The sequence below is a fragment of the Roseofilum sp. Guam genome (assembly GCF_017746735.1).
GTDB classification, from domain to species: domain Bacteria; phylum Cyanobacteriota; class Cyanobacteriia; order Cyanobacteriales; family Desertifilaceae; genus Roseofilum; species Roseofilum reptotaenium.
In genome coordinates, this window is record NZ_JAGHZN010000011.1 from 62,610 (window position 1) to 81,142 (window position 18,533).

Consider the following 18,533-nt stretch of genomic DNA (forward strand, 5'->3'; position numbering starts at 1 on the left):
CGAGAAATGTGCACCAGTGAAGGGCACAATTGTTTACAATAAAGGGAAAATCCTGCCGACAACAGCTCCAAGGATTTTCTCTGGCTATGCAGATGTCACCTTAACCCCAATTTGGTTTATGAGGCAACGGGATCGATTCAGTCAATTTAAGGTATCGGATCGGAATGTGAGTCTAGGGCGCGATACACTCACCGAAAATCGGCCGATCGCGATTAAAAATCCTCCTGTGCAATTGCTCTTACTGATGGCTCTACTGTTGACAACCACGGGATGTAAATTGCTCCCGCGTCCTGAATCAAGTGCCTTTTCCCAACCCGTCGCCAATCAACCCCAGACCATTTCCGTGGATGTGGCAACGGCTGCGGCTAGTGATCGCGGAACGCGTTTAACCTATACGGGAACCACAGAACCGATTCAGGAAGTGACATTGCGATCGCAAAGTGAAGGGCAGCTCCTTTATCTGAGTGTAGATGTGGGCGATCGTGTCCGTCGAGGCCAAGTGATTGCCGAAATTGATAAAGCCTTACCCACCGCAGCAATTAACCAAGCTCAGGCAGAACTCTCGGCTCGTCGGGTAGAAGTTGCCCAAAGTGAAAGCCAGATTCGCCAGTTACAAACCCAAATTGAAATCGCCAAACTCGAATTAAGCCAAGCTGAAGCCGATGCCCAACGTTTGGAAACGTTGTATAAAGAAGGAGCCATTTCTAAACAAGATGCGGAATTAGCCCGCACTTCTGCCGAAAGAGCTAAACAAGCTCTCTCGGCAGCAGAAGCTCAGATCATTACCCAAAATAAGGTCATCGCCGCAGCTCAAGAGCGAGTCACTGCCCAACAAGCCATTCTCAGTCAAGCCCAAGAGCGTCAATCCTATACGGAAGTCGAAGCCCCTATTTCTGGCACTATTTTAAACCGACAAACAGAATCAGGTACGGTGGTAAGACCCGGAGATGAGTTGCTCAGAATTGGCAATTTTAGCCGCGTGAAAGTGAATGTGGAAGTCTCAGAATTAGATTTATATCAAATCCATCTGGGGCAATATGTGTCGGTGATTTTAGATGCCTTTCCTGACCAAGAATTTGCGGGAGAAGTCACCCGCATTTCCCCAGCAGCCGATCCGGTGGCGCGGTTAATTCCCGTGGAAGTAACCATTTCTAATCGTAGTGGGCGCTTAGGGAGTGGATTATTAGCCCGAGCGAACTTTGAAGTGGGCGATCGCCAAACGATCCGGGTTCCCCAAAGGGCCTTGGTGAACCGAGAAGGTGAGGATGCTACCCTATTTCTGATTGATGAGACCAGTGGAAACATCGTAACCTCTCGACGGGTCATCCTGGGAACAACCCGCGATGGTGAAGTGGAAATTGTCTCCGGTTTAGAACCTGGGGAACGCTATGTCTTGCAAAGTTCTCGACCTCTTGAGGATGGCGATCGCATAGAATTAAGTATCCTCTCTTCCCCATAAATTGGGTAAACCTAGGTTTTCTTGGATTGCCTGTTGCCTTTTGCCTCTTGCTTTTCCCTTAATTTTTATGACCGATAAAACCCCTCTAACTGTGCTGCAAAATCTTTCAGATTCCAAAAAAAAGCTAGGGTTACTGGCGATCGCTGGAATCATTGTCCTGGGTGCAACCGGTAGCCTGGCTTATTGGCTATTCGTTGGACGGACTCAAGTTCCTAAAGATATGCAACTGGGAGCCAATGTGGTTCCTCAAGATTCCCTGATGACCATTTCTTTATCCACCAATGAGCGTCAATGGGAAAATTTACGCTCGTTTGGTACTCCCAATACTCAAGCAGCATTAGACGAAAGTTTAGCCCAACTGCGCTATCAATTTCAAACCCAAACGAAATTAGATTACCTCCAAGATATTCAGCCTTGGGTGGGACAAGAGGTGACCTGGGCCTATTTAGCGCCAGAAATAGCTGAGGATGAATCCCTCTCTGAAGAAGAACGGATAGTGATGGTGGAACAACCCTCTTGGGTGATGATTGTTCCCATTGCCAATCCGTTGAAAGCAAAAGAAATTTCGGGCAAATTAGTCGATCAAGAACTGACCCAACGCACGTATAAGGATATTGAAATCCAAGAAACCCAACCCGATGCAGATGTGGTATTTTCTTCGACAGTTTTGGATGGCCGATATTTGGTCATTAGTAGCGCTCCAGAAGCCACGGAACGGGTCATTGATACCTTTAAAGGATCGGCTTCTGTGGCTTCGACTCCAGGATATAAAAATGCTTTAGAGCAGTTGGGAACGTCTTCAGGTTTGGCACGCATGTATGTCAATATTCCCGAAGCCACTAGAGTGGCTGCCGCCAATTCTGTACGCCCGATCGCCCCAGAAGAATTGGACAAGATTCAAACTAATCAGGGATTAGCGGCTACGTTAGAAGTGGCCTCGAATGGTTTAGTGTTTAAGGGGATTACTTGGCTGAGTAACCAAGCGGATCGGAAATTAACAACCGATAGCCTAAGCTTGGATCTGGGCAATTATCTTCCCAGTGATACGTTGATGATGCTCACCGGCAGTAATTTGAATCAGGCGTGGAATCAATATGCCACAGGTGTGGAAGGGAATCCCTTAGCACCCTTAAATCCAGAAGGCTTAAAACAAGGTTTATTGGACACCACGGGATTAAATTTAGAAGAAGATTTACTTAAGTGGATGAATGGTGCATTTGCGATCGCTATGATTCCTGCCGATCAAAATACGTCTCCGATTCCATTTGGCTTTGCGGTGATGGTGAATACCGGCGATCGAGAAGCGGCTAACGAAACCTTTGCCAGCCTCGACCAAGCCATGCAAGATCAATATCAGGTGCAAATTAACTCGGAAACCATCGGTGAAACCGAAGTTACTCAATGGCAACTTCCCTTTGGGATTATTGACATTAGTCGAGCCTGGTTAAGTGATGACTTAGTTATGATGACCTTTGGCGCACCCATCTCCAACCGTATCATCACCCCTCCTGAAGATCCCCTCGCGAGTAGCGAAAGCTTCACAACCAGTCTTCCCGAAGGTCTGAGTCCCCAAAGTGGTTATTTTTACGCCGATATCGAGCGCCTGTTTAACCAAAATCTCCCCCTACCGATTATTATGCCTCCGGATCAAGCGAATCTCTTTAAGGCGTTTGACTCCATTGGCGTAACCTCTGCTATTACTAGCCCCCGTACCACCCGCTATAACCTGCTGGTGCGCCTGAAAAAAGGTCAGGAACCCGGCCCCCTACCCTCTCCGAGCTTAAACCCCTCACCAACACCGGAACCCTCTCCAGAACCTTCTCCAGAAGAGTCAGAAGAATAAATGAGGCAATAGGCTAGGGTAAAACAAAGTTTTTTACCTATTGCCTACTGCCTATTGCCTAACTATCCGAACTTAACGAGTTTCTGGCTATAACAACTCAAAGGAATTCATAAAGCGCTCAACTAAATCAGCCACTGAAGATGCGCTAACAAGGAAGTAAATTTTGTTTTCTGCTAGATACAAGCGCAGAACTAGCAACCCTTCCCCCTCAATTTCAGTGACGCGGTATTCACGACCAGGGTAGCCATTGAGATCGATCAATTGCTCCTGGCTTTTGAGGTCTGGCATTTCCATCCCCTCTAGAAAGCTATCGCTCATTTCGTCGAGAATCTGTTTATCGCTGGCTTGCTGGAGGTATTCAGTGGGCAACTCCATATAAAATACTCCATAGATTCCCCCTTCGTCTTCAAATTGAATTTCTTCAATGGTCAGAGTTTCACCGCCAAAATCTTCAGAACTCCTTTCCTCTTCGGGTTGTCCTGGCATCTCGACTCTAAAGTGTCCGGTTCTGGTATAGGTTTGCCAATCAGACTGAGACAGAACTAAGGGAGAATGGGTATTGGAAGGCAAGACCTGGCTTGCTTCAATGGGAAGAGCAAAGCCGAGGGGAGTCAGCATTACGGCGATCGCCAATATTCTCAGTTTCACATTTGTTATCGTCAACATTGGGGTTTCCTGGGAAAGAACCATTGATAATTGCCAATCATCGTAGGGTGGGCAAGAGCATAAGCGATGGATTCAACTTCGACAACTCTATGCCCTACTCACCCTACCCGCCATTATTCTCGAATTCAGGTTACCCAACCTTTGCAAAGGGGGATAACCGACAATTCCAAGAGTTTAATCTAAAGATACTTTAAAGGGAGGAGAACCCGATCTCGTTTTCCTTTCATTCTAGTCATCAAGATATTCAATACCATAACCCATGAAAAACTTATCTTGGCTCAATCGCAAACATGCCTGGAAATCCCTGGTACTCATCGTTTTGATGGTTTCCATCACCTTGGGTAGTGCTACCAGCGCCCTAGCTGCCCGAACCGGCGGACGCATTGGGGGCGGCTCATTCCGCGCTCCCAGCCGCACCTATAGTGCCCCTAGCCGCACCTATACAGGGGGTGGATATGGCTTTGGGGGGGGATTCGGTTTTCCCTTTTTACTGCCCTTCTTCGGCTTTGGAGGAGGGTTTGGTGGGCTATTTACAATCCTGATTTTTGTGGCGATCGCCAACTTCCTAATGCAAACCATGCGCCGCCTGGGGGATGGGGGTACGGAAATGGTCGCCGGTAGCTCGAATCCCACGACCTCCGTTGCTCAAGTGCAAGTGGGACTCTTAGCTGATGCACGTAGCTTGCAAACTGACTTAGACCGAATTGCTCAAACCAGCGACCCCACTACCGGTACTGGACGCGCCCAAATTCTACAAGAAGCGACTCTTTCCCTCTTGCGCCATCCAGAATATTGGGTGTATGGTAGTGCCGAAAGCTCTCCAGGACGGCTCGATACAGCAGAAGCTAGGTTTAACCAATTCTCCATTGCCGAGCGCAGTAAGTTCACGGAAGAAACTCTCACCAATTACAATAACCAGCTTAAACAAGCAGAAAGTAAGGGTGCATTACCGGGAGAAGCAACTAACGAGTTAGGGCAAGCCTCTGGTGAATATATTGTAGTGACTTTAGTCGCAGCCACCTTCGGCAAATTAGAGTTACCTGCAATTAATGGTTCTCAAGACTTGCGACGTGCCCTGAGTCAAATGGGATCGTTAGGGGAAGATAATCTATTGGCGATCGAAGTTCTTTGGACTCCCCAAGCCAGTGGGGATACCCTTACCAGTGATGATATTTTAGCCGCTTATCCGAATTTGAAATTGGTTTAAGCTCTTGGGAAATTCCTCCCCAATACTTATCCATTTCTGTAACTCATCGATTCCCCTGGATAGGCAAGTTGCTCCGATCCAATTGTTCAGCACAACATCATACAACAATGGTATCAGAGTAACTTGCCTCCCAAGGATCGATGAATAGCAAACTTCAAGAGAAATCATAGAGCAGTGAAAGGGAAAGTTAGGAGACTTTCTATTGCTATTCGTGCCTATTGCCTCAAACAATAACCTAACCGTCCTAACTTAACGAGTTCACTGCTCGATTAGCCTTTCACACAAACGACTTGCTTTAGAGTAGCAACCACTTCCACTAAATCAGACTGATTGTTCATCACCTGCTCAATGGGCTTATACGCTCCTGGAATTTCATCTAAAACCCCTGCATCTTTACGGCATTCAACGCCATCGGTTTGGGCAATCAAATCATCGAGAGTATAGGATTTTTTTGCCTTAGTTCTAGACATTAATCGCCCTGCACCATGGGAACAAGAGCAATAACTGTCCACATGGCCTTTCCCTTTGACAATATAGGATTTTGCACCCATGGAACCAGGAATAATCCCATAATCATTTTCTTGCGCTCGTACCGCACCTTTGCGCGTTACATAAACCGATTCACCGAAATGGGTTTCTTGTTCGGCATAATTATGGTGGCAATTTACCTCAAGTAAAGGTTTCATCGGTTTGCCTCCAGTGAGGTGTTTTTCGATAATGCGCTTTAATCTCGCCATCATCACATCCCGATTAAACCGAGCATACTGTTGTGCCCATTGTAAATCGTGCCAATAGGCAGTAAATTCCGGAGTCCCAGCGACAAAATAGGATAAATCGGGGTCAGGCAAGGATTCTTGAGCTAGCTTGGCTAAGTCCTTGGCTGTGTGAATATGATTCTGAGCCAATCGATTGCCAATATGCCGAGAACCGGAATGGAGCATTAACCAAACTCGATCTTCTGTATCGAGGCAAACTTCAATAAAATGGTTGCCACCCCCCAAAGATCCCATTTGTTTCATGGCTTTACCATCCAGGTTTTGTACCCCTTTGTGTAAGTCCTTAAAGTCTTGCCATCCTTGCCAGTTGGTGACTGTTTTTTCGATATCTTTATTGTCATTAAAACCTACCGGAATTGTGGATTCAATGTCTTGGCGAATCTTTTTTAGTTTGCCCTCAAGTTGAGCGACGGTAAAAGGGGTTTTAACGGCTGCCATACCACAGCCAATATCGACACCTACGGCGGCAGGAATAATGGCTTCTTTGGTGGCAATAACCGAGCCAACTAAGGCTCCTTTACCTAAATGAACATCTGGCATTAACGCCACATGCTTAAAGACAAAGGGCAAGGAAGCCACATTTTTTGCCATGCGGGTTTCGTCGTGGGCTAGGGGGTGGTTTGCCCAAGAGAGTACGGGTTTGGCTTGGGCAAATTGCAGATGTTCATAAGGCATGGGAATAATCTTCTCCTGTCCAGCATTAGAGCAGATGGCTGATCTGTACTACAGGATAATACAGATAAGTGATATCTGTCAATTACTAGAACTGCTGAGTTACAGTGCTTTGCCCTGGGGAATAGGGTTGTGGTACATGGAGAGAGAGGCTTCAAGCTTGTGTTTCATAAGGCAAGCAAAGCGCTGTATATCAAATTGATTTATTTCTGCTATAGCAGTGAAAGAGTTGATATTGAAGATTATTCCTGTATCTGAGTTGTGTGAGTTTCTGTTTCTTCAGGAATGGTGCGCGTTGTTTGATAAACTCTAATCGGTCGTTCTATCCCCCGAAAGCGATAACTTCCCATAGGCATAAATCCCCGACGAACGCGCAATAACTTATAAGTTTTTTCACTGACCACACATTCTCCAGGAGGACAAATCCCTTCCATACGAGAAGCCAAGTTAATGGTCGATCCCAATACTGTATAATCGACTCGCTGGGAACTGCCAATATCGCCGACGACTGCCTTCCCACTATTAATGGCAATTCTCAGTTGTAAGGGTTCATTTAAACGCTTGGTTTTATTTAAATGCTCTAAACGAGTAAGCATTCCTCTAGCGGCTGCCACTGCCCGGTCTGCGTGATCCGGTTGCACTTCTGGAGCGCCAAAAAAGGCCATAATGCAATCGCCAATAAACTTATCTAACGTTCCTTTAGCTACAAATACTTCCTGGAGCATTTCTTCAAAGAACTTATTTAAAAGTTCGGCAATTTCTGAGGGGGAAAGCCGTTCAGAGAGGGCAGTAAAGCCCACAATATCGGCAAATAAAATACTAATTTCATATTCAGCTAGGGGTAAACGGCCATTGGTGAGCGCTCCGGCTGCCATCATTTGCTGGACAACGGAAGGGGTATGATAGCGTTCGAGACGCTGACGAATATTTTCTTCATCTCTGAGTTTTTCTTCTAGAAGCCATCTTTGTACAGAAGAGGCGACTAAGTTGGCTAGAGCAGAGAAAAAACTGAGGTCTTCTTCTGCTTCTACACTGGTGTACTGGGAAGAAACATGGGCATCGGCATAAAGAACGCCAAAGACTTGTTCTTCTTCCCACAGGGGAACAGCCATAGCAGAACGAATACCTTTACTGAGGATACTCATTTCCCCTTCAAAGCGTTCATCGGCTTGTGCGTCTGCGGTTTGAATGGCGACTCTTTCGACAAAGACTTTTTGACAGATGCTGTGGGAAATCCAACTGCTATCAGCCGTGAGGGTATCTTGACCTTGATGACGGGTTGCTAGGCGAACTAATTTGAGTTGTCCAATGGCTTCTAAGTCAATTAGGAGGGCTAGACGGTCAATGCGTTTGAGGTCTCGAAAAACGGCTTCTTGGACTTGAAGAAAGATGGCTTCGAGGGAACCAGCCGAGTTGAGTCCTTTACTGATGTCTACGAGATCTTTGAGCCGGGCGATCGCCTTACGGTTGCTGCTGGCGGTATCTTGTTCATTATGGGGTTGCAGCCATAATCGTTGCAGATCTTTAACATTACGGAGAATCGTTGTACCATCGGTACTCAATTCTGGCCCTTTAGAAATCTCCTCTCCAGAGGGTTGCAGAATGAGAACCACCAGAGACACAACTCCAATTTGCACCACATCCCCATGATGAATCCATTGTGCAGATGTGGCGGGTAATCCATTTAATAATGTGCCATTGAGACTGCCCATATCTTCGATGAGCCATCCATTCCCACGGGCAATAATTTGACTATGATGACGGGAAACACCAAAAAAAGGGAGGCATAGGCTACAATCTGGCGATCGCCCTAAAACAAAGGGATTATCTTCCACCAATACGGTTCCTTCCGTATTCCCCTCAACTTGTATCCGCAGTTTGAGTTGACTCATTGTCTTTCAACCCCTTGAGCCATAGTACTTTCAACATTCACGGACAACCAACGCAATTGAGAAAAATCTAACTTACCCATTTTCTGAGTCCAATCAAAGTAGTCACTCAAGTCTGAATGGAACGCCATACGCTATAAATTATCTCTTTATCGAGTAATCCAGAACTAAATCGGATGAACCCTGACCCTAGTATCGCCTGTCAACCGATTGTTGGCAGGGGATTCTCTCTATTGTAAATAATGAGCCTGAGAATCATCTGTAGCTACAGTCAATCTCAGGGAAATTGTACTGATGTTACTGATGAGTGATTGATGTGTGCCCAAACCTATTCTTTGAGTTGAGTACCCTTTCTATCCCATCTAAGCGCCGCTTTTGATCTTTTCGGACGGTACTGCGATAGGAACCCAGTCCATCGGCTTCTAGTTCTCGGGTGGTGGGATTGACGAAAGAGCGCACGCGGGCACAGAGTATGGCTTTTTTTAGGTCTTCTTCCAGTTGGTGACAGGTTTTGAGGTGTTGAATATAGTCTTTTCCAGCTAGGGGAGATTGATTGATTAAATCCACTCCAGCTAACAATTCAAAGGTGCCCAGGTGAATGCCAATGCTTTGAGCTTCTTCTTGGAGTTGGAGGATGGACGGTTTAAGTCGTCGCAGTTGTTTGAAGTCTGCTTCTTCGGGGCTGTCTGCACCATGTTGATAGGCGAAGGTTCCTAGGTTATGTTTGGAGTTTCCCGGATCGGTATGGCCAAAGTAGAGATCGGTATATCCTCCGTTAGGGGTACGGGTTCCTTCAGCCACTCCAATGGCGATCGCCCCTACGGAGTTGGGAGTTGCAAACAGATGTTCTGTAGAGAGATTAACTAATTTGGCTGATACCGTAAATCCAGGCAACTGCCGCTTGCGGGCCCGATCGCCGTCAACTGTCGGTGCTCCTGTGGGGGAAAATAAGCCTCCAATTAATCCTAAAGTTGCCAAAATTTGCACCCAACAGAGAATCATTAATCTCTGTTGTTTAACATATTTTTTGAATACATTGAACCCGGATAATCGGCGCATCTAAACCCTGACTTGAAGCACGACAGGGTTAATCTTCCCATAAGGGATCGCGAGAAAACATCCTCTTATTGGGTGAATTTAATTTGTTATCAGAGAAATTACAGAATTTAAATACGCCTTATTTATTACTGCCCACTCCCCATCGCCAATAAGGTGACCTCCCAAACTAATCGGGGTTGGACATAGCTCAGAAGGGCACGACTGGCTTTTTCTAACGGTTGTAGCGTTTGGGAAGACTGGTGATTTTGCCAATAGAACTGTTGCAGATAGCCAATCAGCCACAGTTGGGTGGGGGTATCTAAGGTTTGAGGAATGGTTTTGGCTAAGGTTAATCGCTCTCGAGGAGTGGGGGGAAGATTTTGTAGAGACTGTAAGAGTTCTGGTGGACAAGCTTGTAACTGCTCAAAAGCGGCGATCGCTTCCCCAGGACTGCCCTGAGCTAAGGCCATCACGGTTGGCTGATCGATAATTTCCCCATAACCGCGCGATCGCAAAACCTGCGCCAATGTCTCTGGACTCAAACGATAAAAAGGAATTCGGGTACAGCGAGAAACAATCGTGGGCAACAGGGCAGCCTCAGAAGAGGAGATCGCAATAATCGTCGCTTGACCCGGTTCCTCCAAGGTCTTCAATAACCCATTAGCCGCCCCTTCCGCCATCAAATCTGCCCGATCGATCGCCACTAAAGACCGGGGGGACTCCAAAGGGGGACGACTGAGAAATTGACTAATTTCTCGCACTTGTTCAATCCGAATCCGGGGCGGTGCTTTCCGTTTCACCCCTTCAGCTTTTGCCTGAGTTATCGACAGTAATTGTCCTTGATGTTGATATGTGGGTTCCACCCATAACAGGTCAGGATGGTTCCCCTGTTCCATACGTTTTCTCATCCGTGCTAGGTGTTCTGGAGTATCTTCTCGACTGGCTAGATACTCGACAAAATAACGAGCGCTCAAGCGCTTACCAATGCCATCAGGTCCGACAAACAAATAGGCGGGGGCAATACGATTTTTGTCAATCGCCTGACTGAGCAACCTCACTGCTTGGGGTTGGCCCATCACTTCTTCAAATTTAATGCTCATTGCTCAGAAATTTTCAGGGTATATCCATGAGATCCGCCCTCGAGATCGCCAACAAATATTTGGTATTCCCCTGGAGGCCATTGACCCGGAATTTCGACGGTTGAGCCATCATGGGCCGGCACACAGAGGTCAAAGTCTTGGGGGCCGTCAATTTTGAGGGTGGGGTTACCGGAACTTTGCAGGCGGAAATGAATGGAAGTATCGGCCGTGACAGTCAGTCTCACATTGGGCGCAGCCGCTAAATTGCCGCAATCACCCGCAGTGGGTCCACCAGATGTACCCGTGAGTTCCATGGGTTGAAACCCAGGACTGATGGTTTTCTGGGTAGTTTGGGCTAGACTGCTTAGGGAAGTCAGGGAGGAGATCGCCCCGGCTAGGATAGATAGGATCGCTACAGATGGTCTATTCATAGGTTAATCCTCGAATGAAGAAAGAATGAGGGCAGCGCCCTACTCTTATCGTCTACGACTTTAGGGTTATGCGATCAGATGATTTTATCGATTCACTTGTTTCCGGTCATCGGAAATGGGCAGGGGAGTAATGGCAAAATCGGCAAATGTAATCGTATAGTTGTCCTGCTGGCGATCGCGAATAAACGTTAAGATAACTTCGGACGCTACAGCTACTGCGAGCAAGACCAAATTACGGGCTAAGGGATAGTCACAAACATCATCATTAGCCGGTGAAGGGACGCGATAGAGATCGTTCCAAATGATTTCCGCATAGTCAGTGGCTAATCCAATATGTAAGCAGGGAATTTGGTGCGTTGTGCAATAATCTTTGACGCTTTGGCGACTGGGACTATTATCAAACGTATCAATCACCAAAGAGGACCCTTTGAGCAATTTATGAACGGTGTCGTCGGTTAAGCATTGATTAATTCCTTGTAAACTTATCCCTAACGCTCGATAGAGAGTATTGGTGAGGATTTTAACTTTATAAGCGCCCACATCCGATTGATAATAGGGTTGGGTTGAGAGATTACGCTCCTCAATGCGATCGTCATCAATCACCTTAATCTGAGTCAGTCCAGTTCTGGCCAAATTTTCCGTCAGATTTCCCCCCAAGGCACCGGCACCACAAATGGCGATCGGAAAACTCTTGAGCTTGGCCATAATAGGGGCTGTGCGGTGTAATTCTTCATGAAAAAACATAGACATAGTGATGCCTGCCAGACCTGCGATCGGTAACCTCCATTGTATAATGTTGGAGATCAAGCCTTCTCCCGTAAGAGAGGGACTTCTCCCATTCTCCGCGTCTGGGTGTTTGGAGTGTTTTCCGCACTAAATTTAAAGATCATTCCCTTGAGAGCTGGTTACCTTGGGGCGATCGCCGATCCCCCTGCTTTATGAATGTGACTGATATTCTTTGGGTTCTCGTCTGTTCGGGGCTAGTCTTTCTCATGCAACCCGGATTCATGTGTTTAGAATCTGGCCTGACTCGTTCCAAAAACAGCATCAACGTTGCCGTTAAAAATATAGCCGATTTTGGCATCTCTGTTACCCTATTTTGGGCGATCGGATATGCCCTGATGTTTGGGGAAAATCCCAGTGGATGGCTGGGCATCAGTAATTTTTTTATTAATATTAGTACCCCCTCAGTCGCCACTTTTTTCCTCTTCCAAACCATGTTTTGCAGCACCTCCACCACCATCGTCTCAGGTGCAGTCGCAGAACGGATGAAATTTATCTCCTATCTCGTGGTTGCCGGTCTCGTTTCTGGCCTCATTTATCCCATTTTCGGTTGTTGGGCCTGGAATGGTCTGAACGTAGAAAATACCTCCGGTTGGCTACAGAATCTGGGGTTTGTCGATTTTGCTGGCTCAACGGTTGTTCATAGTATTGGGGCGTGGGTTTCTTTAGCTACACTATCCGTGGTTGGGCCCCGTTCCGGACGATTTCGATATTCGGGCCACCCCCGTAAAATCCATGGATCTAATATGCAACTTGCTGTCCTAGGAACTCTACTGTTATGGTTCGGATGGTTAGGCTTTAATGGGGGCAGTACGTTAAGCCTCAATGACCAAGTCCCCGGAATTATGGTTAATACCATGATGGCCGGATCGTCAGGAATGCTAACCGGTGCAGCCATTAGTTGGTATCGGCGCAAAATTCCCCAGGTTGAAGCCTTAATGAATGGCTCTTTGGCTGGTTTAGTTGCCGTAACCGCTTCTTGTCATGCCGTCACAACATTAGAAGCTGTCATAATTGGCATCATAGGAGCGGGGATTATGATGATTGTCGCTCAAATGTTGGAAGATCTTAAAATTGATGATGCCGTTGATGCTATTGCAGTCCATGGAGGAGCCGGTATTTGGGGAACCTTAGCCGTTGCTTGGTTTGGCGATCCCCAGATTCTGGGAACGGGGTTAACGGTTCGAGAACAATTTGGGGTACAACTGTTAGGAATTATCGTTGCTGGAGTGTGGGCTTTTTCTCTAACCTATGCAATTTTATGGAGCCTAAACCAGTTGATTGCTTTACGGGTTTCTTTAGCGGAAGAAAAGATTGGTTTGAATATTTCTGAGCATCAGGCACAAACGGAAATCCACGATCTCTTTCAAGTGATGCAAGAGCAAGCTAATACTCAGGATTTAGCTCTGCGCGTACCGGTAGAACCTTTTACAGAAGTGGGACAAATTGCCCATCGTTACAATCAAGTGATGGCGGCTCTAGAGGAAGCAGTGAGTAAAACTCAGGCGGTGTTTAATACGGCCAGTGATGGGATTTTAACGTTTACTCTAGATAATTTAGAAATTAGCAAAGCGAATCCCAGTGCAGAAAAGATTTTTGGTTATCCTCTGGCGGAGTTAATGGGAGTATCTATTGATCGATTGATTTCGATTCCAAGCGATCCCCTAGCGGACCGGTTAACGGTGATTCGAGAACTGATCAAACCGGGAAGGCATGAAGCGATTGGATTGCGATCGAATGGGGAAGAATTTCCAATAGAAGCAACCTTAACAAAGGCGAATTTAGGCGAGCATCGCACGTTTTATGTGGGAACATTTAGAGATATTACTCGACGGAAGAAAACCCAAGCCGATCTCGCTAAAGCTAATGCGGAAATTTTGGAACTCAATCAGCAGCTTAAAGAGGAAAATTTACGCATGAGTTCTGAGTTAGATGTGACTCGGAAGTTGCAAAAAATTTTGTTGCCAAAAGTGGAAGAGTTGACCGCTATTCCGGAATTGACCTTTGCTGTATTTATGGAACCAGCGTTTGAGGTGGGTGGGGATTATTATGATGTATTGCTTCACGATTTAGGGGTAAAAATTGCTATTGGTGATGTGACGGGTCATGGGTTGGAAAGTGGGGTATTGTCAATTATGGTGCAAACGGCAGTCCGGACGTTGTTGGAAGCAGAAGAAACCGATCCGGAGCGCTTTTTGGATATTCTAAATCGCACGATTTATCATAATGTACAACGAATGAAATCGGAAAAAAGTTTAACGTTAAGTATGTTGGATTATACTCAGGGACAGCTTAGGTTGAGTGGTCAACATGAGGAGCTGTTAATTGTGCGTGCAGATGGAAGGATAGAGCGCATTGATACAATTGATTTGGGAATTCCGTTAGGATTACAAGAGGATGTCTCTGAGTTTTTTGACTCAATTGTGGTAGATCTAAGTCCAGGGGATGGCGGTGTTTTGTATACAGATGGAATTACGGAAGCGGAAAATAGTGATGGTAAACGTTATGGTTTAGATCGGTTGTGCGATCGCATTACTCAGGTGTGGCATTACTCAACCGAAGAGATTCGCGATCGCCTGATTGCGGATGTTCGCTCTTATATCGGTTCCCACACCATGTACGATGATATTACATTGGTGATATTTAAGCGTAAATAATTATTAATAGTCTCTAAGCGCTACATTGGAGTAATTGCTGAGACCCTTGAGACTCAATAGTCCCCCGATCTAATCTCTGAATGGGTTCCCACTGACAAATTTGTTGGAAAATAGTCTGGTATCCTAACACATTCGGATGCAGTCCATCGGGGCCAAGCCGCTCTTGTTGCCAATTGAGGGAATGTTGCGTCCAGAGATCGAACAAATCTAAATAGGGAATTTGGTGCTGTTCGCAAGCTTGGCGCGTAGCCTCCTTGTAGCGATATTGTTGTTCGTGGTTATAGTACAAACAGTCTAAAAAGGGCATTTTGGATTCATCAACCGGAATCATGCCCACGTAGAGGACGGGACAGAGTTCTTTGGATTGATCCAATAAGTAACTTAATTCTGCTTGAAACTTATTAAAATCTGTATAGTTGCGTCCGTGGGGACGAGACACACAAGCGGAATCATTCAATCCTACGGATAAGATTAACAGATCGGGAAGTCGATTACGCAACTCTCCCCGACGACAAAACTCGCATTCTAACCGTTGGACGACTTGTGGGGTGCGATCGCCTCTTACACCCAAATTATAAACCACATGGCCCGCAGTCTCTGGAGCCATCCACGAGCGGCGCAGGCGTTCTACCCAACCCCCACCTTCGAGATCTCCAAACCCGTACACCAGACTATCTCCAAAGGCAATAATTTTGAGTGCAGAACCCTTAGAATTGTTCTGAGTTGAACCCGGGGAAACTGATGCAGTAGGACAATAGTGCATAGAGAGAATACTCAAACTAAGGTGTACAGCCGTATGGCAGTGAATGAGTTGGTTAGGATAGTCGGGTATGGTTTGAGGCAAAAGGCCATAGAAAATGCCTTACCTATCCTTCCACTGCTATATCATCATGAGTCACTCACCGGCTGACCGGTGTGTTCGCCTCAATATAGTTGTACACCGTAACAGAAAATTAACAAAGTCATCCAAGGCGATCGCCTCAATCATTTAATCCAATTATCTGGCAGCCCTGACCTTTGATGCCCTCTTATGTGTGGATCTGATTAAACAGCGATCGCCTTTCGTATTAAATATTGTCAGTTTTGTTAACCTGATTTTTGGGTTGATTGCCTATTGCCCTTAAACCCAGGAGCCTAGAGTTCACTTGGAATAAGCTTTACTACCTTCTGCTTAACCTGAGTTCCGGTTAATTAATTATTAATAATGAAGTAAATCTGGCTATCGCCTATTACTTGTTACCATTGCCAGGTGCTATTGGGGTTGGGTTAACCAACCCCAACATCACCCTTACCATTTGAGTAAGTTAAACTGCTCCATATCGACCGTATTGCGGTTACGGTAAATCGATAGCACGATCGCCAAGCCTACTGCTGCTTCGGCTGCGGCTACGGTAATCACAAATACCGTAAACACTTGGCCGCGAATGCCTTGGGGATCTAAGAAATTAGAAAACGCCATCAAATTTAAGTTAACTGCGTTGAGCAATAACTCAATCGACATTAGCACTCGTACCGCATTTCGGCTCGTAATCAAGCCATAAATACCGATACAAAATAGGGCGGCTGCAATGAGCAAAAAATATTCAAGTTGTAAAACCATTGTGTTTCCACTTCTCCCAATCAATGAACTAGCTCTGTTCGCCTTTAAGATTCCGTTTCTTTACTCGATGAGACCAATTCTCTAGGTCGTTCCGGCAATTGTAAAATATCGGAAATCTCTCTACCCTGGGGACGTTGGTCAGGAATTTCTTCCCGACGGGCGAGAATAATTGCCCCCACTAAAGCCATCAATAAGAGGACAGAAGCCAACTCAAATGGCAGGAGAAAATCACTAAAGAAATGCAAACCGATCAGCACTGTTGCGCTATCCCCGGCGATCGCCTCTGTGGAGAGTTGCCAGGGCGTTTGCAGAACCATCATACCCAATAGGGCAAACAACCCCCCACACACGGCAGCCGTTGCACCCTTGCGAATCCACCCCCGAACCAGGGGTTGATAGTCTTCCTGTTTATTCACCAACATAATGGCAAACAGGATGAGGACATTAATTGCGCCCACATAGATCAAGGTTTGAGCGGCTGCCACAAACCCCGCATTGAGTAACAGATACAGCCCAGCCATACTGATCAACACCCCAGCCAACAAAAAGGCAGAGTGGACAATATTCTTCAGTAGGACTACGCCGAGGGCTGCGGCGATCGCCATAATCGCCAACAGCCCAAATGAGACCAATTGAACCCCTTCAGCTAAATTCACGTTCTTTAATCCTTGTTTGGTGTTTCCGATTTTTCCAGAATTTCCTCTGGCCGCAGTCCCGCCCCTCGTGACCTATGGGATACGGTATGAGGGTCAATGACTCCCTTGGGCAGATAAGCAAATTCACGCATCGGTTGAACCATGGGGTCATTGGTGACTTTATAAGGAATGCGGCCCATCGCCACATTATCATAGTTCAACTCGTGGCGATCGTAGGCCGCCAACTCATACTCTTCCGTCGCAGATAAACAATTCGTCGGACAATATTCAATGCAATTGGCGCAGAAAATACAAACTCCAAAATCGATACTATAGTGCTTGAGTTGTTTTTTCTTCGACTCCTTATTCATCTCCCAATCGACCACCGGAAGATTAATGGGACAAACCCGAACGCAAACTTCACAGGAAATACACTTATCAAACTCAAAGTGAATCCGTCCCCGATACCGTTCCGAAGGAATCAGTTTTTCATAGGGATATTGCACGGTAATGGGACGACGTTGCATATGATCAAATGTCACCGAGAGGCCTTGACCAATATATTTCGCTGCTTCTACCGTCCCTTTCGCGTAATCACCGACTTGTTTTAAGAACTTCAACATGATGGATTAACCACTCGTAACGACACAAAACAGGTCACTCTCAACTATCCGCCAAAGGCAAAGGGAAAGACTAACTTTAAGGCTGCTGTCAATAGAAGATTGACCAAAGAAACCGGTAGGAGGAATTTCCATCCTAAATCTAAGAGTTGGTCAATCCGTACACGGGGCAAAGTCCACCGACACAGAACAGCAATGAAGACCAGTAAATAGGTTTTGAAGATCACCATCGCGATCCCTAAACTCGCCATCAGCACTTGTAACCAGGCAGTCGTTTCGGGTATTCCCAACCACTGGGCGACTTGCTCAATAGGAATAATAAACTCCCATCCCCCTAAGTATAGAACAGCAACCAGAAGACCAGAAAGTACTAAGTTTACATAAGAACCCAGGTAAAACAGGGCAAATTTCATGCCTGCGTATTCTGTTTGATATCCAGCCACTAATTCTTCTTCTGCTTCCGGTAAATCGAAGGGTAGGCGTTCGCATTCCGCTAAAGCAGCGATCCAAAAAATGATAAATCCGACCGGTTGCCGCCAGACATTCCAGCCGAGAATCCCATAACCCGATTGTTGATCCACAATATCAATGGTACTGAGGCTATTGGACATCATGACGATCGCCAGTACACAAAAGGCTAAGGGAATCTCATAGCTAATCGATTGCGCGGCTGCCCGTAATCCTCCCAACAGGGAATACTTGTTATTGGAGGCATACCCTGACATTAACAAGCCAATGGGGGCAACACTGGAAAGGGCAATCCACAAAAATATCCCAATTCCCACATTGGAGATCATTAAGTTTTCTCCAAAAGGCACAATTAGAAAGGACAAAAAGACCGGGATCACCACCAGCGCTGGCCCCAGGGTAAACAAAATTGGATCGGCCTTATCGGGAATAATATCCTGTTTCAACAGCAGTTTCAGGCCATCAGCAACTGGGACTAAGACCCCAAACGGACCCATATATTCGGGCCCAATACGCTGTTGTACGGCAGCCGATACCTTTCTTTCTAACCAGGTGGTGACTAATACACCCACCGTTGCACCCACCAGAACCACTAACATCGGTAGGGGAATCCACAGGGCTTTTGCTGCTCCCTGGGGGAGACCGAAGTTAGTCAGTAATTCGATAAAACTTCTTTGTAAGTCAATTCCTAAATTCATCTTTCCTCGCGA

The 18,533-nt window shown here is 46.3% G+C and carries 16 protein-coding genes; 4 read left to right on the plus strand and 12 right to left on the minus strand.

Annotated features, from left to right (window positions below; translation table 11 throughout):
* The first annotated feature begins 16 nt into the window (after nucleotides 1-16).
* Together J7529_RS05560 and J7529_RS05565 are read left to right on the plus strand one after the other, a co-directional pair.
* Nucleotides 17-1,459 (plus strand): efflux RND transporter periplasmic adaptor subunit, encoded by a 1,443-nt coding sequence (locus J7529_RS05560; protein WP_318728166.1) that lies wholly within the window; start codon nucleotides 17-19, stop codon nucleotides 1,457-1,459.
* Between the two features lie 67 nt (nucleotides 1,460-1,526).
* A complete protein-coding gene (locus tag J7529_RS05565; protein ID WP_318728167.1) occupies nucleotides 1,527-3,302 on the plus strand; it encodes a DUF3352 domain-containing protein in 1,776 nt (591 codons plus the stop codon).
* A gap of 87 nt (nucleotides 3,303-3,389) precedes the next feature.
* Here the strand turns inward: J7529_RS05565 and J7529_RS05570 are convergent, their stop codons facing one another.
* The gene (locus J7529_RS05570; protein WP_318728168.1) at nucleotides 3,390-3,968 is read right to left on the minus strand and encodes a hypothetical protein; all 579 of its coding nucleotides are present in this window, start codon (nucleotides 3,966-3,968) and stop codon (nucleotides 3,390-3,392) included.
* A gap of 259 nt (nucleotides 3,969-4,227) precedes the next feature.
* Here J7529_RS05570 and J7529_RS05575 point away from each other — a divergent pair, with 259 nt between their 5' ends.
* The gene (locus J7529_RS05575; protein ID WP_318728169.1) at nucleotides 4,228-5,175 is read left to right on the plus strand and encodes a DUF1517 domain-containing protein; all 948 of its coding nucleotides are present in this window, start codon (nucleotides 4,228-4,230) and stop codon (nucleotides 5,173-5,175) included.
* A 269-nt stretch (nucleotides 5,176-5,444) separates the two neighbouring features.
* Here J7529_RS05575 and J7529_RS05580 read toward each other — a convergent pair whose 3' ends face one another.
* From J7529_RS05580 to J7529_RS05605, 6 genes are all read right to left on the minus strand, one after another.
* Nucleotides 5,445-6,626: an RtcB family protein gene (locus tag J7529_RS05580; protein WP_318728170.1), complete on the minus strand. Its 1,182-nt coding sequence runs from the start codon at nucleotides 6,624-6,626 to the stop codon at nucleotides 5,445-5,447.
* Between the two features lie 239 nt (nucleotides 6,627-6,865).
* Nucleotides 6,866-8,515 (minus strand): adenylate/guanylate cyclase domain-containing protein, encoded by a 1,650-nt coding sequence (locus J7529_RS05585; RefSeq protein WP_318728171.1) that lies wholly within the window; start codon nucleotides 8,513-8,515, stop codon nucleotides 6,866-6,868.
* A 294-nt stretch (nucleotides 8,516-8,809) separates the two neighbouring features.
* Nucleotides 8,810-9,514, minus strand: coding sequence for a hypothetical protein (locus J7529_RS05590; RefSeq protein ID WP_318728172.1), 705 nt, complete (start codon nucleotides 9,512-9,514; stop codon nucleotides 8,810-8,812).
* Nucleotides 9,515-9,696: 182 nt separating this feature from the next.
* Nucleotides 9,697-10,650, minus strand: a complete 954-nt coding sequence (locus J7529_RS05595; RefSeq protein ID WP_318728173.1) for a DNA polymerase III subunit delta' — start codon at nucleotides 10,648-10,650, stop codon at nucleotides 9,697-9,699.
* Nucleotides 10,647-11,060 carry a hypothetical protein gene (locus J7529_RS05600; RefSeq protein ID WP_318728174.1) on the minus strand — a complete coding sequence of 138 codons (414 nt, stop codon included), beginning with the start codon at nucleotides 11,058-11,060 and terminating at the stop codon, nucleotides 10,647-10,649. Before J7529_RS05600 ends, J7529_RS05595 begins: the two co-directional genes overlap by 4 nt.
* A gap of 84 nt (nucleotides 11,061-11,144) precedes the next feature.
* Nucleotides 11,145-11,810 carry a ThiF family adenylyltransferase gene (locus tag J7529_RS05605; protein WP_318728175.1) on the minus strand — a complete coding sequence of 222 codons (666 nt, stop codon included), beginning with the start codon at nucleotides 11,808-11,810 and terminating at the stop codon, nucleotides 11,145-11,147.
* A gap of 188 nt (nucleotides 11,811-11,998) precedes the next feature.
* Here J7529_RS05605 and amt point away from each other — a divergent pair, with 188 nt between their 5' ends.
* Entirely contained in the window at nucleotides 11,999-14,500 is a 2,502-nt protein-coding gene (gene amt, locus J7529_RS05610) for an ammonium transporter (protein WP_318728176.1), read from the plus strand.
* A 13-nt stretch (nucleotides 14,501-14,513) separates the two neighbouring features.
* Here the strand turns inward: amt and J7529_RS05615 are convergent, their stop codons facing one another.
* The 5 genes from J7529_RS05615 to nuoH form a co-directional block, all read right to left on the minus strand.
* Nucleotides 14,514-15,263, minus strand: coding sequence for a GDSL-type esterase/lipase family protein (locus J7529_RS05615; protein ID WP_413038817.1), 750 nt, complete (start codon nucleotides 15,261-15,263; stop codon nucleotides 14,514-14,516).
* Nucleotides 15,264-15,788: 525 nt separating this feature from the next.
* On the minus strand, nucleotides 15,789-16,100 hold the full coding sequence (nuoK, locus tag J7529_RS05620; protein WP_271936106.1) for an NADH-quinone oxidoreductase subunit NuoK: 312 nt from the start codon (nucleotides 16,098-16,100) through the stop codon (nucleotides 15,789-15,791).
* A gap of 44 nt (nucleotides 16,101-16,144) precedes the next feature.
* Nucleotides 16,145-16,756: an NADH-quinone oxidoreductase subunit J gene (locus tag J7529_RS05625; RefSeq protein WP_271936108.1), complete on the minus strand. Its 612-nt coding sequence runs from the start codon at nucleotides 16,754-16,756 to the stop codon at nucleotides 16,145-16,147.
* A 5-nt stretch (nucleotides 16,757-16,761) separates the two neighbouring features.
* Nucleotides 16,762-17,355, minus strand: a complete 594-nt coding sequence (gene ndhI, locus J7529_RS05630; RefSeq protein WP_318728201.1) for an NAD(P)H-quinone oxidoreductase subunit I — start codon at nucleotides 17,353-17,355, stop codon at nucleotides 16,762-16,764.
* A 47-nt stretch (nucleotides 17,356-17,402) separates the two neighbouring features.
* The gene (gene nuoH / locus J7529_RS05635) at nucleotides 17,403-18,521 is read right to left on the minus strand and encodes an NADH-quinone oxidoreductase subunit NuoH (protein ID WP_271936109.1); all 1,119 of its coding nucleotides are present in this window, start codon (nucleotides 18,519-18,521) and stop codon (nucleotides 17,403-17,405) included.
* Nucleotides 18,522-18,533: the final 12 nt, after the last annotated feature.